General features: G+C 59.3%; 19 protein-coding genes and 4 tRNA genes. 7 read left to right on the top strand and 16 right to left on the bottom strand.

Annotated elements, in window-relative coordinates:
- Positions 1 to 87 precede the first annotated feature (87 nt).
- The 8 genes from AB5Y67_RS00230 to AB5Y67_RS00195 all read right to left on the bottom strand — a co-directional run bounded on the left by AB5Y67_RS00230 (position 88) and on the right by AB5Y67_RS00195 (position 13,295).
- Complete coding sequence (locus tag AB5Y67_RS00230; protein WP_199428004.1) at positions 88 to 615, bottom strand: potassium-transporting ATPase subunit C; 528 nt, start codon at positions 613 to 615, stop codon at positions 88 to 90.
- Between the two features lie 62 nt (positions 616 to 677).
- Entirely contained in the window at positions 678 to 2,735 is a 2,058-nt protein-coding gene (kdpB, locus tag AB5Y67_RS00225) for a potassium-transporting ATPase subunit KdpB (protein ID WP_047439857.1), read from the bottom strand.
- A 67-nt stretch (positions 2,736 to 2,802) separates the two neighbouring features.
- Complete coding sequence (gene kdpA, locus AB5Y67_RS00220; RefSeq protein WP_013723346.1) at positions 2,803 to 4,497, bottom strand: potassium-transporting ATPase subunit KdpA; 1,695 nt, start codon at positions 4,495 to 4,497, stop codon at positions 2,803 to 2,805.
- Positions 4,498 to 4,960: 463 nt separating this feature from the next.
- Positions 4,961 to 6,310 carry a glutathione-disulfide reductase gene (gene gorA / locus AB5Y67_RS00215; RefSeq protein ID WP_064339089.1) on the bottom strand — a complete coding sequence of 450 codons (1,350 nt, stop codon included), beginning with the start codon at positions 6,308 to 6,310 and terminating at the stop codon, positions 4,961 to 4,963.
- Positions 6,311 to 6,386: 76 nt separating this feature from the next.
- Positions 6,387 to 8,354 (bottom strand): ATP-binding protein, encoded by a 1,968-nt coding sequence (locus AB5Y67_RS00210; RefSeq protein ID WP_064341118.1) that lies wholly within the window; start codon positions 8,352 to 8,354, stop codon positions 6,387 to 6,389.
- Between the two features lie 118 nt (positions 8,355 to 8,472).
- Positions 8,473 to 11,553, bottom strand: a complete 3,081-nt coding sequence (locus tag AB5Y67_RS00205; protein ID WP_150390013.1) for a multidrug efflux RND transporter permease subunit — start codon at positions 11,551 to 11,553, stop codon at positions 8,473 to 8,475.
- A 15-nt stretch (positions 11,554 to 11,568) separates the two neighbouring features.
- Entirely contained in the window at positions 11,569 to 12,702 is a 1,134-nt protein-coding gene (locus AB5Y67_RS00200) for an efflux RND transporter periplasmic adaptor subunit (RefSeq protein WP_005355753.1), read from the bottom strand.
- On the bottom strand, positions 12,699 to 13,295 hold the full coding sequence (locus AB5Y67_RS00195; protein WP_005339267.1) for a TetR/AcrR family transcriptional regulator: 597 nt from the start codon (positions 13,293 to 13,295) through the stop codon (positions 12,699 to 12,701). Before AB5Y67_RS00195 ends, AB5Y67_RS00200 begins: the two co-directional genes overlap by 4 nt.
- A gap of 232 nt (positions 13,296 to 13,527) precedes the next feature.
- On the opposite strand from AB5Y67_RS00195, the gene AB5Y67_RS00190 reads away from it, so the two are divergent.
- The 5 genes from AB5Y67_RS00190 (at position 13,528) to AB5Y67_RS00170 (ending at position 14,685) form a co-directional block, all read left to right on the top strand.
- Positions 13,528 to 13,604 (top strand) — tRNA-Arg (locus tag AB5Y67_RS00190).
- 51 nt (positions 13,605 to 13,655) lie between these two features.
- Positions 13,656 to 13,731: transfer RNA gene (locus AB5Y67_RS00185), tRNA-His, on the top strand.
- Between the two features lie 20 nt (positions 13,732 to 13,751).
- Positions 13,752 to 13,837 (top strand) — tRNA-Leu (locus tag AB5Y67_RS00180).
- A gap of 76 nt (positions 13,838 to 13,913) precedes the next feature.
- Positions 13,914 to 13,990, top strand: a tRNA-Pro gene (locus tag AB5Y67_RS00175).
- A 179-nt stretch (positions 13,991 to 14,169) separates the two neighbouring features.
- Positions 14,170 to 14,685: a ricin-type beta-trefoil lectin domain protein gene (locus AB5Y67_RS00170; protein WP_005339265.1), complete on the top strand. Its 516-nt coding sequence runs from the start codon at positions 14,170 to 14,172 to the stop codon at positions 14,683 to 14,685.
- Between the two features lie 34 nt (positions 14,686 to 14,719).
- Here the strand turns inward: AB5Y67_RS00170 and AB5Y67_RS00165 are convergent, their stop codons facing one another.
- The 8 genes from AB5Y67_RS00165 to AB5Y67_RS00130 form a co-directional block, all read right to left on the bottom strand.
- Complete coding sequence (locus AB5Y67_RS00165) at positions 14,720 to 15,535, bottom strand: Cof-type HAD-IIB family hydrolase (RefSeq protein ID WP_064339093.1); 816 nt, start codon at positions 15,533 to 15,535, stop codon at positions 14,720 to 14,722.
- Between the two features lie 89 nt (positions 15,536 to 15,624).
- On the bottom strand, positions 15,625 to 16,665 hold the full coding sequence (locus tag AB5Y67_RS00160; protein ID WP_199428007.1) for an alpha/beta fold hydrolase: 1,041 nt from the start codon (positions 16,663 to 16,665) through the stop codon (positions 15,625 to 15,627).
- Complete coding sequence (locus AB5Y67_RS00155; protein ID WP_199428008.1) at positions 16,665 to 17,324, bottom strand: CatB-related O-acetyltransferase; 660 nt, start codon at positions 17,322 to 17,324, stop codon at positions 16,665 to 16,667. The genes AB5Y67_RS00160 and AB5Y67_RS00155 overlap by 1 nt, the downstream gene beginning before the upstream one ends.
- A complete protein-coding gene (gene trmH, locus AB5Y67_RS00150) occupies positions 17,324 to 18,055 on the bottom strand; it encodes a tRNA (guanosine(18)-2'-O)-methyltransferase TrmH (protein ID WP_199428009.1) in 732 nt (243 codons plus the stop codon). Before trmH ends, AB5Y67_RS00155 begins: the two co-directional genes overlap by 1 nt.
- Before the next feature lie 44 nt (positions 18,056 to 18,099).
- Positions 18,100 to 20,217: a bifunctional GTP diphosphokinase/guanosine-3',5'-bis pyrophosphate 3'-pyrophosphohydrolase gene (gene spoT / locus AB5Y67_RS00145; protein WP_019446267.1), complete on the bottom strand. Its 2,118-nt coding sequence runs from the start codon at positions 20,215 to 20,217 to the stop codon at positions 18,100 to 18,102.
- A 131-nt stretch (positions 20,218 to 20,348) separates the two neighbouring features.
- The gene (gene rpoZ / locus AB5Y67_RS00140; RefSeq protein WP_005307060.1) at positions 20,349 to 20,624 is read right to left on the bottom strand and encodes a DNA-directed RNA polymerase subunit omega; all 276 of its coding nucleotides are present in this window, start codon (positions 20,622 to 20,624) and stop codon (positions 20,349 to 20,351) included.
- 79 nt (positions 20,625 to 20,703) lie between these two features.
- On the bottom strand, positions 20,704 to 21,330 hold the full coding sequence (gene gmk, locus AB5Y67_RS00135) for a guanylate kinase (protein ID WP_005357125.1): 627 nt from the start codon (positions 21,328 to 21,330) through the stop codon (positions 20,704 to 20,706).
- 303 nt (positions 21,331 to 21,633) lie between these two features.
- Complete coding sequence (locus AB5Y67_RS00130; RefSeq protein ID WP_199428010.1) at positions 21,634 to 22,686, bottom strand: glycosyltransferase family 9 protein; 1,053 nt, start codon at positions 22,684 to 22,686, stop codon at positions 21,634 to 21,636.
- A gap of 222 nt (positions 22,687 to 22,908) precedes the next feature.
- Here AB5Y67_RS00130 and AB5Y67_RS00125 point away from each other — a divergent pair, with 222 nt between their 5' ends.
- A complete protein-coding gene (locus AB5Y67_RS00125; protein ID WP_058056567.1) occupies positions 22,909 to 23,622 on the top strand; it encodes a 3-deoxy-D-manno-octulosonic acid kinase in 714 nt (237 codons plus the stop codon).
- A 70-nt stretch (positions 23,623 to 23,692) separates the two neighbouring features.
- Positions 23,693 to 24,556 carry a sensor domain-containing diguanylate cyclase gene (locus tag AB5Y67_RS00120; RefSeq protein WP_040069586.1) on the top strand — a complete coding sequence of 288 codons (864 nt, stop codon included), beginning with the start codon at positions 23,693 to 23,695 and terminating at the stop codon, positions 24,554 to 24,556.
- Positions 24,557 to 24,559: the final 3 nt, after the last annotated feature.

Here is a 24,559-nt window from a genome sequence, read left to right as displayed (position 1 = left end):
CGCTTGCTACATCAGCCATTGTTATCCCTATCGAGCCAACCGCCCGTTTCGAAAATCGAGGTCATCACCAAACCGGAATGGGCGCCATCAGGCGCCCTTTTTATGATCCAGTTGCAGATTCAGCTGGAGAATGTTGACCACCTGCGGGCCAAGGATACCAGCTTGTGTGGCCGACTTGACCTGCTCCGTCAGTTGGGCGGGATCCAGTCCACGTTCTTTGGCGACGCGGTCGACCTGAGCCAGCACCGCATCCAGCGGCAGATGGGGATCGAGGCCGGAGGCGGAGCGGGTCAGCATGGCGGGGGAGCGGGTTCCAGGCTGTGCCTTGGCCACCTGTTCGGCAAACTCTGCCCGCAGCGGTGAGCTCATCCCCAGATTGCTGGCGCTGCCGCCAATGGTGTTGAAATCGCTGGCTGAGGGGCGGGGATGGAAGTAGTCAGCCCGCTCGAATCTCTGCCCCAGCAGGGCGCTGCCGATGAGTTGCTGCTTGCTGTCGGTGAGCTGGCTGCCGTTGGCCTGCCAGGGGAACAGCAGTTGGGCCAGCCCGGTCACCGCCAGCGGATAACCCACTCCCAGCAGCAGGGTCAGGGTCAACAGGGTTCTGATTGCTATCATGATTCTCTTGCTCCAAATGGATGGCAGGGGATGCGGGTCTGACCCGCATCCCGGTTATGTCGTTACACCAGACCCAGGCCGGTAATGACCAGGTCGATCAGCTTGATGCCAATAAACGGCACCAGCAGGCCACCGACACCGTAGATCAGCAGGTTGCGGCGCAGCAGGCTGGCGGCCGAGCCTTTCAGGTCGACACCGCGCAGCGCCAGCGGCACCAGCGCCACAATGATCAGGGCGTTGAAGATGATGGCCGACAGGATGGCGCTCTGCGGGCTGCCCAGCTGCATCAGGTTCAGTGCCCCCAGTTGCGGGTAGGCGGCGATGAACAGGGCTGGCAGGATGGCGAAGTACTTGGCCACGTCGTTGGCGATGGAGAAGGTGGTCAGGGCGCCACGGGTCACCAGCAGCTGTTTGCCGACCAGCACCACGTCCAGCAGCTTGGTGGGGTTGGAGTCGAGATCCACCAGATTGCCCGCCTCCTTGGCAGCCTGGGTACCCTCATTCATGGCCAGCCCCACGTCAGCCTGCGCCAGTGCGGGCGCATCGTTGGCGCCGTCACCGCACATGGCGACCAGGCGACCATCGGCCTGCTCCTGCCGGATATAGGCGAGCTTCTTCTCCGGCGTCGCTTCGGCGATGAAGTCATCCACCCCGGCTTCGGCGGCGATGGCGGCGGCGGTTTTCGGGTTGTCTCCGGTGATCATCACGGTACGGATCCCCATATGGCGCAGGATCTGGAAGCGAGCCTTGATACCGGGCTTGATGATGTCCTTGAGGTAGACCACCCCCAGCAGTTTCTCCTGAGTGCAGACCAGCAGCGGAGTCCCACCCTGACGGGCGATGCTGTCGACTGACTTGAGCACCAGCTCCGGCACCGCCTTGCGGTCGAGGCTGAGGTAGTTCAACACGGCATCCACCGCACCCTTGCGATATTGATGACCGTTGCGATCCAGTCCGCTCAGCCGGGTTTCGGCGCTGAAGGGGATCACCTTGTCGCTCTCCAGCTGACTCGGCTTGGCCATGCTCTTGCTGGCCAGAGTCAGGATGGATTTGCCCTCCGGGGTGTTGTCACCCAGCGAGGCCAGCATGGCGGCTTGTGCCAGCAGGGCGGGGTCGACACCCGGTGCCGGGATCAACTCGTCGGCCATCCGGTTGCCGAAGGTGATGGTGCCGGTCTTGTCCAACAGCAGGGTGCGCACGTCACCGGCCGCTTCGACGGCACGGCCAGACTTGGCGATGACGTTCAGCTTCACCAGTCGATCCATACCGGCAATACCGATGGCTGAGAGCAGGCCGCCGATGGTGGTCGGGATCAGGGTGATAAAGAGGGCAATCAGGTAGAGGCGCGGTACCTGGGTGCCGTTGTAGTCGAGGAACCAGGGCAGGGTGGCGACTACCAACAGGAAGATCAGGGTCAAGCCCACCAGCAGGGCGTCGAGCGCCATCTCGTTGGGGGTCTTCTGGCGCTTGGCCCCTTCCACCAGTGCAATCATCCGATCCAGCGTGCTCTCGCCCGGATTGTTGCTGACGCGCACCCAGATCTCGTCGGAGACGACCGTCGTGTTGCCGGTCACGCCGCTGCGGTCGGTACCCGACTCGCGGATGACGGGGGCGGATTCGCCGGTGATGGCGGCCTCGTTGACCGAGGCGATACCAGCGACCACTTCGCCGTCGGCCGGGATCATCTCGCCGCTGCGTACCAGCACCAGATCCCCCTTCATCAGGCTGGTGGCGGGTACCCATTCGCCCTGACCATCTTTTGCGTTAGCCACCCGGCGGGCCTTGAGCTGGCTCATGCCCGCTTTCAGGCTGTCGGCGCGGGCCTTGCCGCGCCCCTCGGCCAGGGTTTCCGCGAAGTTGGCAAACCAGAGGGTCAGCCAGAGCCAGGCGGTCAGCTGCCAGGCCAGCGAGGGGGCGACGCCGGAGAAAGGCTGCCCCAGCAGGGACTCCACGGTCGCCATGACTGCGGCCAGCCAGAGGGTGAACAGGATGGGGCTGCCAAACAGCGCCTTGGGATTGAAGCGATAGAGGGCCTCAACCATTGCCTGGATGATCTGTGATTTCTGTTTTTTGCCCTTCACCAACATGGTGTCGGTGCTCATTGCAGTGGACTTGCTCATTGGAAAGCTCCCAGCATCAGATAGTTGGCCATTGGCATCCGGATGGTGATCGAAAGGGTCTGGTTCATCAGAATGCACCTCCGATCAGACTCAGATGTTCGGCCACCGGGCCCAGTGCCAGCACCGGCAGGAAGGAGAGGCCACCTATCAGCAGGACGGTGATGATCAGCAGGGTAACGAACAGCGGGCCGCTGATGGGGAAGTCCCCTACGCTCGTCTCCTGACGGGGCGCGCGGGCCAGCTGACCGGCGATGGCCAGTACCGGAATGATGTAGCCGAAGCGACCGAGCAGCATGGCCAGACCGATGGCGATGCACTGCCAGTTGTCACCGGCGGCAAAACCGGCGAAGGCGGAGCCGTTGTTGCCGGCAGCCGAGGCATAGGCATAGATGAGGCGTGACAGACCGTGCGGGCCATCATGGCCGATGATGCTGCTGGCATCCGGCATCAGCAGGGTGACACCACCGATCACCAAAACCCCCACCGGCATGACCAGCATGCTGGCGACGACCCACTTCATCTCGGTGATACCGAGCCGTTTGCCCAGATAGGTCGGGGTACGTCCCACCATCAGGCCGCACAGGAACACGGTCAGAAGCACGAACAGCATCATGCCGTAGATACCGGAGCCGACCCCGCCGAAGATGACCTCACCCAGCAGCATGTTGATCATGCCCACCATGCCGCCGAGCGGAGTAAAGCTGTCGTGCATGGCGTTGACGGCACCGTTGGAGGCGGCAGTAGTCGCCACTTCCCAGATGCTGGAGAGCACAGGGCCGAAGCGGCTCTCCTTGCCTTCCCAGTTGCCAGCCATGTTGCTGGCGTCAGTAGTGAGCTGGGCGAGGGCGGGATCCGGTTTCAGCTCCTGGGAGAGGGAGACGAAGAGCCCCAGCACCAGCATGAGGGTCATGGCACCGAGAATGGCGCGGCTGTGGGCCATGTCCTTCACATAGCGGCCCAGAGTAAAGACCATGGCGGCGGCGATGGTGAGCAGGGCGACCATCTCCAGCCAGTTGGAGAGGGCTGTCGGGTTCTCGAACGGATGTGCCGAGTTGATGCCGAAGAAGCCGCCGCCGTTGGAGCCAAGCTGCTTGATGGCGATCTGCGAGGCCGCCGGGCCGAGGGGCAGCAGCTGCTCCTGACCTTCCACACCGTGGAACGACAGATAGGCGGAGAGGCTTTGCGGCACACCTTGCCATACCAGCACCAGCGCCATGATCAGCGCGATGGGCAGCAGCACATAGAGGCAGAAACGCACCAGATCCTGCCAGAAGTTGCCAAGGTTGATGGTCTGCTGACGGGCGATACCGCGGAACAGGGCAATGGCGACGGCGGCGCCCGTCCCTGCGGAGACGAAGTTCTGGGTGGTCAGGCCCACCATCTGGCTGAAGTAGGAGAGGCTGGCCTCACCGGAATAGGCTTGCCAGTTGGTGTTGGTCATAAAGCTGACCGCGGTGTTGAATGCCAGTTGCCAGCTCAGACCCGGCAGTTGTTGCGGGTTGAGGGGCAGCAACCCCTGAGCCATCAGGATCAGGAACAGCAGACCGAAACCGGCGCCGTTGAAGGCCAGCAGGCTGAGGGCGTAGGACTTCCAGTCCTGCTCCCGTCCATCGGTGCCACAGCAAGCCAGCGTGGCGCGCTCGACCGGTGCCAACCAGCGGATTTTGCCTTCAAATACCCGGTAGATGTAGTTGCCCAGCAGCGGTGCTGGTAGCAGAACCAGCAGCACGAAGGCCACCGGATAGATTATTTCTTGCCACATGTTCTAGTTCCTCACTCGTGGTCACGGCGCGTCAGGGCACGCATTGGATTGCTCACGAGGCTCGGCAGTTTGCTGGCCACCGGGTAGATAATTTCTTGCTGCATATAGGTAGTCCCTCACTCGTGACTGCGCGTGAGTGCGCGCATCAGATAGGCCATCAAGGCGAGGACGAGCAGCAGATATAGCCAATTCATATCGACTCCATTGAGATAATTAGCTGCGAGAGCCGATGTAAGACCATATCGACTCTGTTGGTGTCATTGACGCTGAAAAGGGTATGTAAAACAGGCGTAAAGGCGCCATAAAGCGCCATGTGGCAGGCGTAAAATCGGCGTAAAGAACGACGGATCTGCGAGAGAAATGGCGAGGAGGGATCAAAAAACCCGGCCTGAGCCGGGTTTGGATGAAGGGATTACATGGCTGTAGACGCCGGCTGCTCGTGACAGGCCAACTTCATCTGTCCTTAGCGCATAGTGACGAACTCTTCAGCACTGGTCGGATGGATAGCCACGCAGTTGTCGAAATCTGCCTTGGTGGCGCCCATCTTCATGGCGACGCCGAAACCTTGCAGGATCTCGTCCATCGCAAAGCCGATGCCATGCAGACCGACCACCTTCTCTTCCGGGCCGACGCAGACCAGCTTCATCCGGGTGGGCTGGCGATGCTGGGTCAGCGCAGAGTACATGGCGGTGAACTGGCTGCGGTAGACCTTCACCTGGTCCTCGCCGTATTGGGCGATGGCTTCCGGTTCGGTCAGGCCGATGGTGCCGATGGGCGGGTGGCTGAACACCACGGTCGGCACCAGATCGTAGTTGAGGTGCTCGTTCGGCTTGTTGTTGAACAGCCGCTCGGAGAGGCGACGGCCCGCAGCGACGGCCACCGGGGTGAGCTGGATGCGACCCGTGTTGTCACCCACTGCATAGATGTTGGCGACGGAAGTGTTCTGGAACTTGTCGGTCGGGATAAAGCCCTTCTCGTCCAGCGCGATGCCTGCGGCAGCCAGATTGAGGTTGTCGGTAGCCGGTACCCGGCCGATGGCCCAGATCAGGCAGTCGACGGTGAGGTGGCGACCATCTTCCAGTTGCAGGGTCAGGCTGTTGTCAGCGTTCTTGAGCACGGCTTTGGGAATGGCGTGGGTGTGCAGCTTGGGCCCTTCCTGCGCCATGATTTCGACCAGAGTCTCGTGGATCATGGGGTCGAAGTTGCGCAGCGGCGCGTGCTTGCGCACCACCAGATGGGTCTCTGAGCCGAGTGCCTGCATCACCCCGGCGATCTCGACTGCGATGTAGCCCGCGCCAACTACGGCAACCCGCTTGGGTTGGCTTTGCAGGTCAAAGAAACCGTCGGAGTCGATACCCAGCTCGGCTCCCGGGATCGCTGGAATTTCCGGGCGGCCACCGGTGGCGATCAGGATGTGATCAGCCGTGTAGTGCTCGCCATTGACCTCGATGGTGTTGCTGCTGACGAAGCGGGCGAAGCCCTTGATGACGGTGATCTGGTTCTTGCCCAGTACGTTCTGATAGGACTGGTGAATGCGGCCGATGTAGGCCTGGCGGGACTCGACCAGCTTGGCCCAGTTGAAGTGGTTGAGGGTGGTGTCAAAGCCGTAGTCGGCGCCATATTTCAGGGCATCAGCGATCTGACCTGCATACCACATGGCCTTCTTCGGTACGCAGCCTACGTTGACGCAGGTTCCACCCAACTCTTTGGCTTCAATCAGGGCAACTTTCTTACCGTACATGGCAGCCCGGTTGGCAGACGCAATACCGCCGCTGCCGCCGCCGATGGCGATATAGTCAAAATGCTGTGCCATTGCGAGGTTCTCCGCTCATTAAGAATGCAATCACAGCATGATGGGGATAAAGCGGCTGGCTCACAAGAGCCAGCGCTCAGTTATGTTGGATCGGCAGGCGAATATGGAACTGGGCGCCCTGGCCCGGTTCGCTGGCACAGCTGATACGGCCTTTCAGCAGTTGCACCACCAGGTTGTAGATGATGTGGGTGCCAAGACCGCTGCCGCCCTGACCCCGCTTGGAGGTGACGAAGGGATCGAAGATGCGCGGCAAGATTTCGGGCGGGATGCCGCGGCCGTTGTCCGAGTAGTCGATAAACAGCTCTTCTCCCTGCTGTTCCACCTTGATGGTGATCTTCTTCGGTTTGTCCCAGTTGTCGAACCCGTGGTTGATGGAGTTGAGGATCAGGTTCGAGTAGATCTGGGTAAAACTGCCCGGGAAGGAGAAGATAGACAGCTTGGGATCGCACTGGATATCCACTTCGCACTGGCTCTTCTTCAGTTTGTGGCCAAGCGAGACCACCACCTGATGCAGGTTGTCGGCAAGGCTAAAGTTGTAGCGCGCTTCCGATGACTGGTCGACCGCTACCTGCTTGAAGCTGGCAATCAGCTCGGAGGCGCGCCGCAGGTTGCTCTGCAGCAGTTGCATCGACTCGTCGAGGTTGATGGTGAACTCGTTGAGATAGGAGCGCGACAGCTGCTTGGAGTCGATATGGGACTTGAAGTCGGCGACCCGCTCCTGCAGGTAGGAGGAGGCGGTCACGCTGATGCCGATCGGAGTGTTGATCTCGTGTGCCACCCCGGCTACCAGCGAGCCGAGGGAGGCCATCTTCTCCGACTCCACCAGGGTCTGCTGGGCCTGTTTCAGGTCATCGTACGCCTTGCCCAGCTGGTTGTTGGCTTCACTCAGGCTGCGGGTACGTTCCACCACCTTGCCTTCCAGCTGTTCGTTGAGCTGGATTATCTCCCGCTCGACCTTTTTCAGCTGGGTGATGTCGTAGCCGAAGCCGATCTGGTATTTGAGGTTGGGGCCATCGTAGAAGGGGACGAAGGTCCATTGCAGTACCAGCTCATGGGCCTGCTGGTCATGCATGATGACCTCTTTGTCTGATAGTGAACCTTCCGCTGCCAGAATATCGTTCAGCTCTTCCCGCTGTGCCGGACTGACAAAGAGATCCAGCCAGTTGTGCTGCAACAATTCTTGCTGGTGGTAGCCGGTCAGCAGTATGGCTGCCGGGTTGATGCTGGCGATGGTCAAATCCGGCTCCATGCAGCAGATGACCATGTTGGCGGAGTTGATCAGGGTGGCAGAGAAGTCCCGCTCCTTTTGCAGCTGTTCCACCGCCTGATGGCGAGCAACCAGCTCGTCACGCAGTCGGGTACGCATCTGGTTGAGGGTGGAGACCAGGGTATCCAGCTCATCGGGTTTCTTGCGTGGCTGCGGGCGGCCTTCCAGCTCCAGCGCCATGTCGAGCCGATCGAGGTTGAACTTTTGGGCGTAGTTGGCGATGCGGTTGATGTGCCTGACCACCAGATAGTAAATGATGATCAGGATGCAAAATGAGACCACCAGGGTCTTGATGGTCTGGCTGACCATGATCAGCACCGATTTTTCGATGAGGCGCTGGTAGATCTGCTCGAGAGAGGCGGCAACGAACAGCTTGCCGACGATTTCACCCTGATAGGTGAGGTTGAATTCGCGCGAGATATCATAGCTTTCCCGCTCGACCCCCTGGGTCAGCAGCGGGACTTCGGAGTTGCCGAGCATCTCCTTGACCATCACGAACTGCATGTTGGGCAGGTTCATGATCCCTTCAATTTGCACTTTAACCTGCTCTTCATCCAGGTTCCACAAGCTGGCTGCGATGGGTTGCAGGAACGAGGCCTCGATCTGGCCGATGCTGTCTTCGATGACGGCGACATCCTTGCGGTAATCCCACGCGAGTTGCAGCGCCGTAATGATCATCGCCAATACGGTACTGCAGACCAGAATGTAGGAGAGCAGGCGATATGAGAGTCCGTTGCGGCCTACGGCCCTGGCGGTCTTGGTGAAGAGTCCTGACATGGCGTCCTTGCGGTCTGGATGTGGTGTTTTTTAGTTTAACTGCTTCATGCACTTATGTCGTCTTTCCTGCGAAGCATAAAAAAGGCCCCGTATCGGGGCCTTTGCATGTGATTGATGATTAATGTCCGCCGTTTGCTTTGGGCGGAATGGTTTCATCGAATACCGGCAAGGGTTTGTGCTCGGAAGCCAGATAGGTGTATATCACCGGCAGCACGAACAGGGTGAACAGGGTACCGATGGCAAGACCTGCCACGATGACGATACCGATACTGAAACGCTGTGCCGCACCGGCGCCTGCGGCGTAGAGCAGCGGGATCAGACCGGCAATCATGGCCGCCGTGGTCATCAGAATCGGGCGCAGACGAACCTTGGCGGCTTGCATCACGGCTTCCATCCGGTTCATGCCGCGCAGCAGCTGCTCTTCCTTAGCTACTTCACAGATCAGGATACCGTGCTTGGTAATCAGACCCACCAGGGTGATGAGGCCCACCTGGGAGTAGATGTTCATGGTCGCCATACCCCATGCCAGGGCAATCAAGGCCCCGCTGATGGCAAGCGGTACAGAGACCATGATGACCAGCGGATCACGCACCGACTCGAACTGGATTGCCAGCACCAGGAAGATGATGGCCAGTGCCAGCGCGAAGGTGGCATAGAGCGCATTGCCTTCGGTGACAAACTGACGGGCTTCACCCATGAAGTCGTAACGATAGCCTTGCGGCAGCTTCTCGTCAGCGGTGGTCTGGAACCAGTTGATCGCATCACCCATGGCCACGCCCGGAGCCGGAACGGCGCCTATGGTGGCGGAGTTCAGCTGGTTGAAGTGGGGTAGGGCGCGGGGCTCGCCAACCACTTCAATGGTGATCAGGCTGCCGAGCGGGATCGACTTGCCGTCTGCTGCCCGCACGTAATAGCCCTTGATGGACTCCGGATTGAGACGGTACTTGCGCTCGACCTGCGGGATCACCTCGTAGGAGCGGCCATCCAGGTCGATACGGTTGACGTAACCGTCCGCCATCATGGTGCCCATGGTGATTCCGATATCCTGCATGGTGATGCCGTAGGCACCCGCCTTGTCCTTGTCGATGCGGATCTTCATGGTGGCGGAGTCGTAGTTCAGATCGAGATCCGAATAGACGAACTGACCGTTACTCTGCGCCGCTGCCAGAATTTCCCCGGCCACCAGGAACAGGCTTTCGAAGCTGTTCGGGGTGGTGATGACGAACTGGATCGGCAGACCACTCGATGCACCCGGCAGTTCCGGGAACTGGAAGGTGGTGATGGCCATGCCCGGGATGTCTTTCACCAGATTGGCGACCCGGTCCAGCACCTCTTTCTGGCTCGCTTCACGCTGGCTCCAGGGCACCATGGAGGCGATACCGAACGCCTGGTTGGCGTTGAACACCCCTGAGAAGACCTGGGAGAAGGCGATCTCGGGCTGGTCGTCCAGGATCTTGTTCACATCCGCCATGGTGTTTTCGATGTAGTCCAGGTTGGCGTTGGACGGTGCGGTACCCAGCACGGCCATTACCCCCTTGTCCTCTGACGGTGCCAGTTCGCTCGGGATGAACTTGAACAGCAGCGGCAGGCTGGCGAAGACGATGACGGCGAACACCACGATGACGGGGCGCTTTTTCATCACGGCGTGCAGCATGCTGTCGTAGCGATCGGTCATCCGCTCCAGCAGGTGGTGGACTGTGCTCTCGAATTTGCCCGGCTTCTCGTTGGCCTTGAGCATCTTGGAACACATCATCGGTGACAGAGTCAGGGCGATGATGCCCGAGACGAACACGGCGCCAGCCAGCGTCAGGGCAAACTCCTTGAACAGGGAGCCTGTGATGCCCCCCATCAGGGCTATAGGCGCGTATACCGCCGCCAGAGTAACCGTCATGGCGATAACCGGCACCGCAATTTCACGGGTACCGATAATGGCGGCCCGGAACGGTTCTTCCCCCTCCTTGATATGGCGGTCGACGTTCTCCAGCACCACGATGGCGTCATCCACCACCAGACCGATCGCCAGCACCATCGCCAGCAGAGTCATCAGGTTTATCGAGAAGCCGAACATATCCATCATCATCACCACGCCGATAAGACTGAGCGGAATAGTGATGATCGGGATGATGACCGCGCGGAACGAACCGAGGAACAGGGTGATGACCACCAGAACGATGGCGGCTGCCTCCAGGATGGTCTTGATAACCTCGTGGATGGACTCGTTGATCGCCACGGTGGAGTCATACATCACGTTGAGACGCATGGTGCTCGGCATGTTGCGCTCAAGGCTCGGCAGCAACGCCAGCACATCGTGGGCGATGTTGATGGGGTTGGCTGTCGGCGCGGCGTTGACCGCCATGACCACTGCTTCGCGGCCGTTGGCGCTGGCGCGATAGATGTCGTGGCTCTTCTCGAGGGTCACCTTGGCAATGTCGGAAAGGCGGATCACCTTGCCGTCACGGGTAGCAACGACCAGACGCTTCAGCTCGTCGACATCCTTGACCTGGGTCTCGGCGTTGCCGTTGAACAGGGTGAAGTAACCGGTCGCCTGACCTGTCGCGGACTGATAGTTGTTGCTGTTGAGCACCGTCATCACGTCGCTGGCGGTCAGGTTGAAGGCCGCCATCTTGGCCGGATCCAGCCATACCCGCAGGGCAAACTCGACACCGCCGTAGAGGTCAACCTTGGAGACCCCGCCCACGGTAAAGAGCTGCGGCTTGATAACCCGCTCCAGATAGTCGGTGATCTGGCTGGAATTGAGCTCCGGGCTGGTAAAGCCGAGGTAGAGCACTGCCGTGGTTGAACCGGTGGAGGAGGTGACCGACGGGTCTTCCGCCTCTTTCGGCAACTGGGAGCGCACCGAGTTCACCTTCGCCAGGATGTCGGACAGCGCTGCGTTGGGGTCGGTGTTGAGCTTCATGTACGCAGTGATGGTGGAGCTGCCCAGCTGGCTGGAGGAGGTCATGAAGTCGATGTTGTCGGCTTGCGCGACCGCCTGTTCCAGCGGCTGGGTGATGAACCCCTGGATCAGATCAGAACTGGCGCCATAGTAGCCAGTGCTGACGGTGATCACCGTGTTGGTCACCTCGGGGTATTCCCGTACCTGCATCTTGAAGATGGCCTGAAAGCCCAGCAAGGCGATCAGGAAGCTGAGCGAGATCGCCAGCACAGGCCGTTTTATAAATATGTCAGTAAATCGCATCGCAGATCTCCGCGCTTACAGCATCGGGGTTTGTGCCGGAACGGCCAGGGCGTCGTTCTCGACCACATGCACCTTGGTGTCGTTGCTCAGGCGAACCTGACCCGACAGGACGATCTGGTCACCGGCCTGGATGCCGGAGAGCACATGCACATCGTTGCCACGGCGCTCACCGGCCTTGACCACAACCTGCTTGGCTCGCAGCACTTTCACCTTGTTACCCTCTTTGTCGGTCTCTTCGCCCTCTTTGAGCACGTAGACGTTCTGACCGTAAAGGGTGAAGGAGATAGCGGTTTGCGGGATCACAATCTGATCTTTCACCGTCGGCAGAATGATGCTGGCGCGGGCGAACATACCGGAACGGAGCTGACCGTCGTTGTTCGGAATGTCTGCCTGTACCTGGATCAGGCCGCTCTGGAAGTTGACCGCAGGCTCGATGGCGGTGATATGACCGTCAAACTGGGTTTGCGGATAGGCATCCACATTGATCTTGATGGTCTGGCCCAGCTTGATTTTGGAGATATCGGTCTGGGGCACGGTGAAGCGCAGGCGCATCACGCTGGTATCCTCCAGGCGCACGATATCTGTGCCCGGCTGCAGATACTGACCGAGGAACACATTGCGCAGGCCGACCACGCCGCTAAAGGGCGCACGCACTTCACGACGGGCAATGGTCGCCTTCAGACTCTCGATATCCGCTTCCAGTGAGCGATAGGCCGCTTCCGCCTCATCCAGCTGCTCTTTGGAGATGGAGCTGGTCTTGTAGAGGTTCTGGAAACGATCGAACTTGGCTTTTGCCGCCGGCAGTTTGGCCTGGGAGGCCCGCAGATTGGCACGCTCCACGGTGGAGTCCAGGCTCAGCAGCAGCTGGTCAGCCTTGACCGGTTTGCCCGACTCGAAGGTGATGGCGTCAATGGTGCCTGCCAGTTCGGTGGAGAGGGTCACCCCCTGATTCGGCTCGATGAAGCCAATCGCTTCGATGGTCGGTACCCAATCCTGCGCCTTGGTCACCATGGCGGTGACGGGGAACTCGGGTTCCGGCCGGTTGGCCATGTACTGGGCAATCATCTTCTGTTTGAACAAATTGAAGCCGATGACGCTGCCAAACAAGGCGATCGCTATCAGCAACATAATGGCCATCCACTTTTTCATGAACAGGCTCCTGAGGTGGAAAGATTGGGGGATAAAATGGCATTCCAGCTGGCCCGGATCGCGGTTTCCAACTGCGATTCGGTCAGCGTGATGTTGTGCACCCTGCACTGCAGGGCCAGATGCATGACACTGTCCAGACTCAACACCTGGAGTGCCCGTATCGGTAAATCAATAAACAATCCTTGTTCAACGCCCTGTTCAAAAAATCGGTCCAGAGGCTCCCAGGCGGCCAGAATGACAGGATTGGTCTCCAATTCTGCCCCTAGCGGAGAGCTCTCGTACTGCAATTTGCACCGGATAGCGTTGGGTTCGTTAACAAAAATGGCATGAATATTGAGCCATAATTGGCGAAATTGTTGAAATGAAACTTTATCGATTGCTACATCGGCCATGACCATGGGCACACACTGCAAGATAGTGTGCTGGTGCAGTTGCCGGATCAGATCATCTTTGTCGCCGAAGTAGCGATAGATGGTGCCGGTGGCAACATTGGCCTTCTTGGCGACTTCCGCAATCGACAGACCATGAAAACCCCGTTCACCCAGTACCTCATGGGCCGCGTTGAAGATGCTCTCTTTTTTATCCAGAATCATCAGTGTGACTTTCGATTGAATGAACGTTCATTCATTCTAGATGGGCATCAAATCAAGTCAAGGCAGCAAGGTGATTTGCGACTGCGATCTGCCCCTTTTCGGCTGTCAGCTGGGGAATAGTGGAAGAAAAGTGTGCAATGTGCTTGAAAAAACAACGAACAGTGTTTCGGTGACAGAAAAGTGTAGACAAACCAGCAACCATCATTAATAATGCGCCCCGTTCGACAGCGTAGCGCCCGTAGCTCAGCTGGATAGAGCGCTGCCCTCCGGAGGCAGAGGTCACAGGTTCGAATCCTGTCGGGCGCACCATCAAAAGTGCGTCGGTTAAACGGGCGTTGTTGTGGAACGAAAACAGCTGTGGTGGCTGTAGCTCAGTTGGTAGAGTCCCGGATTGTGATTCCGGTTGTCGTGGGTTCGAGCCCCATCAGCCACCCCATTTTACAGCTTGTCAGGTACGCGAAGGTGGCGGAATTGGTAGACGCGCTAGCTTCAGGTGTTAGTGCCCCCCGGGTGTGAGGGTTCGAGTCCCTCTCTTCGCACCATACTTGCTGTATGACGAGGATGACCATCAGGTCGTCTTTGTTTTTTTGAAGTAAACTATTTTGAAAGAAATAGCCTCGGTGATTAGCGCAGTCCGGTAGCGCATCTGGTTTGGGACCAGAGGGTCAAAGGTTCGAATCCTTTATCACCGACCACATTTAGAAAAACCTCGCTTCGGCGGGGTTTTTTGTTTTCTGGCCTCCGCCGTGCCAGTACTCTCTCCCTGTTACGTCTGTTTACACTCTATTTGGGCAGCGCGCCCTGCCTTTCGGTTATGCTTCAGCCTCGAGTCACTGACAACCGGATGTCATCGGCCCATTTCAGGCATTTTTCCATGAATAACAAAATTTCCTTTGCTTGCTCTCCTGCCCTGCTGGCTGCCTTGCTGCTGGGGGGGTGTACCATCAAGCCGCCATCCACCGATGTGATGATGGGCTCCATTGCATCACAACCGCAGGAGGAGCGTTCTCTCTCCCCCTTGCTGACCAGCGGTGATTTTTGCGTTGCGGTGTCCCAACAGAAGGTGTTGGCACAACCTTGCAGCGGAAAAGACGATCAACTGTTCGAGTGGGATCTGGGTGAGTTGCGCCTGCAGGATCTCTGTTTGCAAGCCAAAAACGACAGCGAAGTGATGCTGGCACCCTGTGACGGTCAGGCGCAGTGGGAGTGGCAGAAAGACAGGCTTTTCAACAGCAAGGTCTCCCGCTGCCTCGATGTGGCCGGGCGACGCCATACCCCCGGCACGCCTCTGCGGTTGGCTGAATGCTACGGCGGGGCGAACCAGAGCTTCAGCTGGCAGCGGCCCAATCCCTGGCTGGAGACTCTGAAAAAACAAAGCCTCACATGGTGAGGCTTTGCTGAATCGGATGGCGGGCTGAAGAGGATCAGGCTGCGCTGACGCTCTCCAGCTCGAACAGCTTCTCCAGATAGACGGCGACGCCATCTTCATCGGAGGTGAGGGTCTGCTCATACTCCGGCAGCGCCATTTTCAGGCGGTCATGGGCGTTGCCCATCACTATGCCGCGTCCCACCATGGTCAGCATCTCGAAGTCGTTCATGCCATCCCCGAAGGCGATCGCCTCGGACATGTCGAAGCCGTTCTGCTCCAGTACGGCACGCACCGCATTGCCCTTATGCACCCCGGCGTGCATCACTTCGAGGCAGTCCGGCAATGAGAAGGTGACGTTGAGCTGATCGCCATAGCGCTGGTTGAGGTGTGCCTCGATCTTCAGCAGCTTCTCGTGGTCACCGATGTAGAACACCTTGTTGATCTGCTCTTTCGGTTCCTGCTTCAGATCATCGACCAGACGGTAGGTGAACCCTGACTCGTCGTGGAACTGCAGCAGCCAGGGCAGCTCCTCTTCCACCACCCAGTCATCACCCTGATAGACATTGAGGTGGATAGAGGGGTCGCGCTCCAGCGCAATCAGTTCGGCGGCGATCTCGGTCGGCAGCGGCTGGTTGAAAATCAGCTGGTCCTGTTTGTCATGGACCACGGCGCCATTGGAAGTAATGAGGTAGATGTCCATCCCCAGCGCATCGCGGAAGCTGCGTACGTCAACGTGATGACGGCCGGTGGCGACCACGAATTTCACGCCCTGCTCAACCAGACGGCGGACGGTCTCCCGGGTGCGGGAGGAGATCTGGTGCTGCTTGTTGAGCAGAGTTCCATCGAGATCGGATACAACTACCTTGAACATCTTTACCTCGGCATCAATTGAAAGCGGGGGCAGTTTACCCCAGCCTGCATGGTCACCCCATTTATTTAGGGTTACAAAAAATAGCCAGCCTAGTAGCGGGCGAAGAAATCGAGCATGGCGGTCAGGGCGGGCTGGCGCTTGTCGTCGGATTCGATGAAGAGCTCGTGCCAGGCCCCTTCAATCCGCAGCGGTTTGCCCCCTTCACAGCTGGCTTTGGTGCAAAACGCATCCTGCGCCGCGTTGTCCACTACGCTGTCGTTGCCAGCCTGCAGTAGCAGCAGCGGCGTCTTGATGGCACCCGCATCGGTGATAGCTGCATCGGCACCGGTGATCCCCTGATAAATCCAGTGGGCAGTGGCCCCCCCCAGCTTGATCTGCGGGTGCTGCTCATAAATCTGGCGGAAAGCCTGATAGCGGGATTGGCTGTGAGTCAGCTCGTTATCGGCAAAGCCATGATCCTGATAGGGGCCCTGACCCGGCCCATAGGGTGGTTCGCCAAACCAGCCGCCGACTGTGCCTATGGTGGTGGCCAGTCCCCTGGCCAGCCATTTGGGCAGGCCGCCCAGATTGATTCCCAGCATGGGGGAGGAGAGCACGGCGGCGCGAATATCATCGGGCCAGCGCTCCAGATAGCGGGCCGAGATGGCCCCCCCCATGGAGTGAGCCAGCAGGAACAGCTTGGCGGGCTTGTCCTCCATGATTATCTGGTCGTGAAACTGCTTCATATCGACGACATAATCGTCGAACTGGTCGACATATCCCTTGTCATGGTCGCTCAGCATGCGGCCGGACATCCCCTGACCACGATGGTCGATAAGGTAGAGGCTGTAGCCCTGGCGCCAGAGATCCCACGCCAGCTCCTGATACTTGAGGTAGCTTTCTACCCGGCCGTTGACGATCAGGATGGCGCGATCAACCTTCTCCTGCCGCAGCGCGGCATAGCGGATGGCGATGCCATCCTTGCCCTTGAACTCTCCTTCTATGGCATGCTGGCGCCAGAAGTCGGGCAGGGTTTGCTGGTAGAGGGTGGGCACATCGGCTTCGCTGGTGAGCTGATAGGGATTGGTCACGGCAAGGGCTCCGGCAGAAAATAGGGTCAGGGCCAACAGGAGAATCGAGAGGGATTTCATCAGGCACACTCCGTTTGCCAGTATTGATAAAGCATTGCGATGTCGCCGGAACAGAGCAGCGACATGGCGCTTTGCAGTGTGGGCAGAGGCCAGTCCCACCACTGCATCTCTTGCAGCATGGCGATCTGCTCATCGTTGAAACGGCGGCGGATCGGTTGGGCCGGATTGCCGCCGACTATGGTGTAAGGGGCCACATCCTTGGTCACCACGGCACGAGTGGCGATAACGGCGCCATCACCTATGGTGATGCCGGGCATGATCATCGCTTCCGAGCCGATCCAGACGTCATTGCCAATCCGGGTGTCCCCCTTGCGCTGAAAGCCGCTGCGGGCCCCTTCGCCAAAGGTGTCGGGGTTGAACGGGAAGGTGGAGACCCAATCCAGCCGGTGGCCCTGATTGCCCGCCAACATGAAGGTGGCGCCCGAGCCGATGGAGCAGAATTTGCCGATGATCAGCCGGTCCACCTCGCCCCAGAGGCCGCTCTCCCAGGTGTCGCGGGTCGAGCCATCGCCGAGCAGGTAGCGGACGCAGTGATCCTCGAACGGCTTGCCGTGGTAGTAGCCGGAGTAGTAGCTGTAGTCGCCGGCCTCTATGTTCGGGTTGGTCAGGTGATCCCGGATGATTTGCGATTCCAGCCAGCTGCCAAAAGGGTTATCCATCACTCCTCCTGCGGATCGTCCTGTTCGCTCTGCTGCGCCCACCCTTTGCGGGTCAGCTGCATCCGTTGCCACCACTCTTCGTCCGCCAGAATTTCACCGGCCGGGCCGAGCTGGGGGTAGGGCATCTCTTTCTCTTTGCAGAGCTGGGCATAGATAGGATAACCCCCCTCGAACAGGATGCTGTTTTGCTCCTCCAGCGTGAGCGGGCAGCCGCGTTGATAGCAACCGGCCAGCTCGCGCTGGCGCTGCGCCTCGTAGAGGATGGCGGCGGCAGCCACCGAGACGTTGAGGGACTGCACCATGCCCACCATGGGGATGACGATATGGTGATCGGCCAGGGCCAGCGCCTCTTCACCGATGCCGTGCTTCTCCTGACCCACCAGAATGGCGGTCGGTTTGGTGTAGTCGATAGCGCGAAAATCGACCGAGCTGTCGGAGAGGTGGGTTGCCAGGATCTGCATGCCTGAAGCTTTCAGTTCGGCAACGGCTGTGCCGATATCCGGGTGCAGTTTTACATCCACCCAGTTCTGGCTGCCGCGGGCGGTGCCCTTGCGCTTGTGGATCCAGGTTTTGGGCCAGACGGCGTGTACCCGGTGGATGCCGATGGCATCGGCGGTACGCACGATGGCAGCCAGATTGTGAGGTTTGTGTACCTCTTCCATACAGACGGTCAAATCGATCTGACGCTGGGCCAGCATGTCGGTGATGCGCTTGAAGCGTTCGGGGGTCATGGCTTGTCTCTATAAAAGCAGCAGGCGGCTTGCGCCGCCTGTGTTCAGTTCTTCTGTCGGCTCACCTTGAGCACGTTGGGCATGACGCGGATCTTGCGCATGATGTTGGCCAGGTGGATGCGGCTCTTGGTGGTGATGAGCAGGCTGACCTGATAGACCCGGCCATCCTTCTCTTCGGTGCTGATGGCGTGAATGTTGGCGCCGGTGGCGGCAATCACGTTGGCCAGCTCGGCCAGCGCACCCTGATGGTTGACGATCTCGATGCTGATACCGGTGCGGAACTCCTGTTCCTGCTCCTTGTCCACTTCCCACTGCACCGGCAGGTACTTGTCCGGTTCCTTGCTGTAGCCCTTGATGTTGCGACAGGCTTCCTGATGGATCACCAGACCCTTGCCCGGGCTGATGTGGGCGATGATGGCATCTCCCGGGATCGGACGGCAGCAGTTGGCGAAGGTGACCAGCATGCCGTCGGCACCCTTGATCGGCATCTTCTTGCTGCTGGACTTGGGTTGCTCTTCCGGCGGCAGTTCATCCCCCAGCATGCGGCGCGCCACCATGACACTCATGGCGTTGCCGAGGCCCACATCGGCCAGCAGCCCCTGCAGGTTCTCATGTTTGGTATCGGCGAGCACCTGCTTGATGCGTGGCTCGGGGATGTCTTCGATATTCTTGGCGCCCAGCGCATGGTTGAGCAGGCGGCGACCCAGCACCACCGACTCTTCGGTGCGCAGGTTCTTGAGGAATTGGCGGATCTTGGAGCGAGCCTTGGTGGTCACCACGAAGTTGAGCCAGGCCGCGTTGGGGCGAGCCCCCGGCGCAGTGATGATCTCCACCGTCTGGCCCGAGTGCAGCGGGCTGCTGAGCGGGTAGGGGTGGCGGTCGACCCGTGAACCAACGCAGGCGTGGCCAATGTCGGTGTGCACCGTGTAGGCAAAATCCACCGGCGTGGCGCCAGCGGGCAGCTCCATGATACGTCCTTCCGGCGTGAACACGTAGATCTCGTCGGGGAAGAGGTCGGTTTTGACCCCTTCGATAAATTCAAAGGAGCTGCCGGCGCTCTGCTGCAATTCCAGCAGGCTCTGCATCCAGCGCTGGGCGCGGATCTGGGCTGTGGTGCCCGAGCTGTCGCCATCCTGCTTGTAGGCCCAGTGGGCGGCAACCCCTTTGTCGGCCATCTGGTCCATGAACTCGGTGCGAATTTGCACCTCCACCGGTACCCCGTGCGGCCCCACCAGAGAGGTGTGCAGCGACTGGTAGCCGTTGGTCTTGGGGATGGCGATGTAATCCTTGAAGCGGCCGGGGCGCGGCTTGTAGAGGCTGTGCATCTGCCCCAGCACCCGGTAACAGGTATCTATGTCCTTCACCTTGACACGAAAGGCGTAGATATCCATTACCTCATGAAATTGCAGCTCTTTTTTCTCCATCTTGTTGTATATGGAGAAGAGATTCTTCTCGCGGCCACTGACCTGATGCTCGATTCCTGCCTCCTTCAGGCGACCGCTGATTTCGCTCTGGATGGAGTCGATGATCTCGCGGCGATTGCCACGAGCGCGGCGCACCGATTCGCGCAACACGCGGGATCGCATGGGATAGAGCGCCTCGAAACCCAGCTCTTCCAGCTCGTTCTTCATAGTGTGAATACCGAGGCGGTTGGCGATGGGGGCGAAGATTTCGAGGGTTTCCCGGGCGATACGGCGGCGCTTGTCAGGGCGCAGGGAGCCCAGGGTGCGCATATTGTGGGTGCGGTCGGCCAGCTTGATCAGAATGACCCGGATATCCTGGGTCATCGCCATCACCATCTTGCGGAAGTTCTCGGCCTGCGCCTCTTTGCGATCGCGAAACTTCAGCTTGTCGAGCTTGGAGACCCCGGCCACCAGTTCTGCAACCGCATTGCCGAATTGTTCGGCCAGATCGGCCTTGGTGACAGAGGTGTCTTCGATGACGTCGTGCAGCACGGCGGCCATCAGGGTTTCATGATCGAGGCGCATGTCACCCAGGATTCGGGCAACGGCAACGGGGTGGGTGATATAGGGTTCGCCACTGGAACGCATCTGGCCCTGGTGGGCATCACGGGCCACCACATAGGCTTGCTTGAGCTTCTCGACCTGCTCTGGTGGCAGGTAGGAACTGGCTATTTCTTTAAGGTTTTCAAATAAATACAAGACAGTCCCCGCAGCGGTGAAACGGCAATTCGTGGAATTGAGGGTATAGCCCTGAGTTTGCGAGGTTTTCGAGCGGTTGTAAATGGGGATGAACAGTCGGCACCCGGGCGGGTGCCAACCGGAGGAATAACTTAACCGCGGCCTTCGGCGATGGCAGCAACGGCAGCCAGCTCAGCGGCTTCCTGCTCTTGCTGTTCGTAGCGGTCCTGGGTGTCCATCACTTGATTGTTCACCAGACCCAGCTCGATCTCACGCAGGGCGATCACAGTCGGCTTGTCGTTCTCTTCGTCGACCAGGGGATCTTTGCCTTGTACCGCGATTTGACGAGCGCGGCGCGCGGCGACCAGCACCAGGTCAAAACGGTTACCTACCTGTTTTACAGCATCTTCTACAGTAACGCGTGCCATGCAGGACTCCAGTGTTTGGGCTTTCTGTATTTAGAAAAGCAGTGTTTAAAAATGACGCAAAAGTTTACTTGTTTTTGGCTTACTCTGCCAGTAGCTGTTGCAGCAAGTTTTTTTGAGCCTGTTGCTGGTGACGCATCTCCAGCCGTTGGCACTCAATAATGGACCTGAGCTGGAACAGCGCCTGCTCGAAGTCTTCATTGATAATGACATAGTCATACTCGTCGTAGTGCACCATTTCGGCAATGGCTTTCGCCATCCGGCCGGCAATCACTTCGGCGCTGTCCTGACCGCGCCCAATCAGGCGGCGTTCCAGCTCTTCGCGGCTGGGGGGCAGGATGAAAATGGATTTGGTCGGCATCTGCTCGCGGATCTGGCGGGCACCCTGCCAGTCGATGTCGAGGAATACGTCGATCCCCTTGGCCAGACAGGCTTCGATGGCGGCGCGTGAGGTGCCGTAGTAGTTGCCGAACACTTCGGCCCATTCCAGAAAATCACCGCGCTCGATCAGCGCCTTGAACTCTTCCACCTGGACGAAGTGATAGTGTACGCCGTGCTCTTCGCCAGGACGGGTGGCGCGAGTGGTGTGGGAAACCGACAGCTGCATCTTGCCCGCAGCGTTATGTTGGGTCAGCAAGGCATTGAGCAGACTGGATTTACCCGCGCCGCTCGGAGAAGAGATGATATAGAGAGTGCCTTGTTGCGCCATATTATTACCTTTAATCGAAACCGCTGTTTTGGTTGTAGCAGAGACCGCCGTCTTGTGCCCGAAAGGGAGACAGCCAAACGCAAAACGCGGAAAATTCTTGAGTCAGGAGGATGTAAAGGCGGCGAATTTTACCAGAATGCGGCGAATAAAAAAACGGCCGGAATCATATTCCAGCCGATCAAAGTATTCGTAGCTTGCTGCGGGAGCGTAACCCACATCAGCCTGCATTGTGCCTTTGGCTGAGGGTAGAGGCTATCAGGTTATCCCTGCCTGATGGCTCGGAATTCCCGAGGTGCTCTGTCACTACGGCAGCTGGCGATCGGCACAGAGCCGATCGAACGCGGCGATCACCTGCTCGCTGGTGATGTTTCGCATGGCCTCCGGATCCTTGAGGCGGGTGCGCCAGCTCAATTCGGCTAGCGGCTTGCCGGTCTCCTGCTCGACCAGCTCCTGATAGACGCTGACCACGTAGTCGCGGCAGAGATATGGGCCGGTGCGGGCCGGATTGTGGTGGGCATAGAGACCGATCACTGGCGTGCCCACTATGGTGGCCATATGGGTGGGGCCGGTATCGGGGGCCAGTACCAGACTCGCCTCGCGAATCAGTGCCAATAACTGCTTGAGGTTGGTCTGCCCCACCAGATCGACCGGCTTGCTCTGGCTGAGTTGCCGGATCTCGGCGGCCAGATCCCGCTCCAGCTTGGCCGGCCCGCCACAGAGATAAACCTGAAAGCCCTTGTTGGCGGCGTGATCCGCCAGCGCAGCATAGCCTGCGGCCGTCCAGTTCTTGAACGCCTTGCTGGCGGCAGCGCAGATCAGCAGGGTCGGTTTGCCGCCAATCTTCTCCCTTGCCCATGCCTGATGTTCGGCGCTGATGGGCAGTTGCCAGTCCGGGGTCAGATCCTTGATGCCGAGCTCTTTGGCGAAAGCGAGGAAACCGTCCAGCACATGGGGGGAGGCAGGCGAAGGCACTTTGTGGTTGGTGAACAGCCACTGGCCGTCGTTGGCCCGTTCCCGATCAAACCCGAGTCTGACCTTGGCCTTGATGCCGAGGGTGGCGATGCTGGCTCGCATCGCTGCCTGCAGGTGGAGCAGGGCATCGAAATTGCGCCCCTTGAGGGTCTGCCAGAGATCGCGATAGCCGCGCCATCCCTTGCTCTTGTCGAAGGGGATCACCTCGACGCCGGGCAGATCGGCAAACAGGGTTGCTTCGATTTTGCCGGTGATCCAGGTGATACGGGTCTGTGGCCACTCCCGCTGGATGACGCGCACCAGCGCCAGTGCGTGGCAGCAATCCCCGATGGCGGAGAGCCGCAGGATGCAGATGGAGGAGGGGGGCGTTTGAAATAGCGGCATGTTGTGGCGCACGGCTGGCAAAAAGGGTGGATGGCATTATGCAAACTCCCCTCTGGATTGTAAAATTGCGCACAATCGTCAGCCGGGATAGGCCGGGCCCAGCGCCATGACCTGTCTCTGCACGTCGTTGATTAAAGGCCACTATTGCGGGCATGCCAGAGCGGCAGCCTCATCGCCAATTGAAAAATTGCGATCCATGACCCACCGAGCGGGATCTCCACGATGCGAGTACAGACCGAACACAACCAGATCTGCTGGTATGCCGAAGGGGCCTTTCGCGACCCCTCTCCCCAGTTATTCGATCCTGCCTGGTGGCAGAACAACCGTCAGGTGGTGGGAACCTCCATCGGGCGGGGAGTGACCTGGTTCGTCAAGGATGAGTCCCGCCATCTGGTGCTGCGCCACTACTATCGCGGCGGCATGGTGGGCAAGGTGGTACGGGATCGCTTCTGGTTCGAAGGGGTCGAGTCGAGCCGCGCCATGGCCGAATACACCCTGCTGGCCAAGCTGTGCGAGCTGGGGCTGCCGGTGCCGCGTCCGTTTGGTGCCCGCATGGTCAAACAGGGCCCATTCTATCGTGCCGATATCCTGATTGAGCGGATTCGCGGTGCCAAGGATATGGTGGCGCTGCTCAAGCAGGGGCCGGTGGCGACCGAGGTATGGCACAAGATAGGCCAGACGGTGCGCCAGCTGCACGATGCCGGGGTCTATCACGCCGATCTCAACAGCCACAACCTGCTGCTCGATAAAGAGGGCAAGGTGTGGGTGATCGATTTTGACAAGGGTGCGATCCGCTCCCCCGGCGAATGGCAGAAGGCCAATCTGGAACGCTTGCTCCGTTCATTCAATAAAGAGTCTCAACTGCATACCAGTTTCCACTTCGTACCGGAGAACTGGCAGGCCCTGATGAACGGGTATCAGGGAAAAGCACTCTGACCCTGTTGCTCGGCGTGAACGCCAATGTTACTTATTGAGCAGGTATTCAGATCCTGTTTCGAGGCGCCCCATGGAAATGCTCAAGACACCTTTGGTCGATGTGACTGCCCGACTTGATCCGGGTCTGCTGTCTGATGCCATGGCGCTGCTGGAGGCGGGGATCTGGAGCTGGTCAGCCCAACATGGTCTGCAGCGTGATCCCTCCTGCCTGCGCCTGTTGGGATTGGGAGAGTGCTGGCCGGATGATCTCGGCTGGCTGGATCGGGTGCATCCCGACGATGTTGCCCGGCTGGAAGATGCCCTGCTCGCCTGCCAGAGCGGCCGCAGCAGCGGTCTGCGCCTCGAATACCGCATTCTGCATCATCACGGTCACTACATCCGGCTGGAAGAGCGGATGCGTCGTGATGAGCGGGGTTATCTGCTGGGGGTCGTCCGTCACCTCGATCCCGCTGCCGTGCTGGTGGAGGAGCGACATGGCACCGATCCGCTGACCGGACTGGAGAGCCGTGGCCGTTTCGAGCAACTGCTTGAAGAGCGGCTGGCGACCGAGAGCGGCACTTTCAGTCTGCTGCAGTTTTCGGTCGATCACATGGCCAAAATCCAGCAGTTGTTTGGCGAAGCGGCTTGCGATGCCATGCTGGCCAAGCTGGCGCGTATCGTGCGCCACGAGCTGCGGCGGGAAGATCCCTTCGCCCGCTGGGATGAGGACGGTTTTATCCTGATGCTCTCCCAGACCGAGCGGATGAGTGCGCTGGAGATCGCCGAGCGGCTGCGCCTCGAGATTGCCGATGCCAGCCTGTTGTCACAGCGGCCGGTCACCGTCAGCATCGGGCTGGTGCAGAGTCAGGCTGGCGAGCAGCTCGATCATCTGCTGGCCCGGCTGGCCAGCTGTCACAGTCAGGCCAGACGGGAGCACAACACCGTTGTCGGCTGAGTG

The sequence above is a fragment of the Aeromonas sp. s12 genome (assembly GCF_040907925.1).
GTDB lineage: Bacteria > Pseudomonadota > Gammaproteobacteria > Enterobacterales > Aeromonadaceae > Aeromonas > Aeromonas veronii.
Note: the sequence above shows the minus strand (reverse complement) of the source record. Positions and strands in the feature narration are given on the sequence as shown.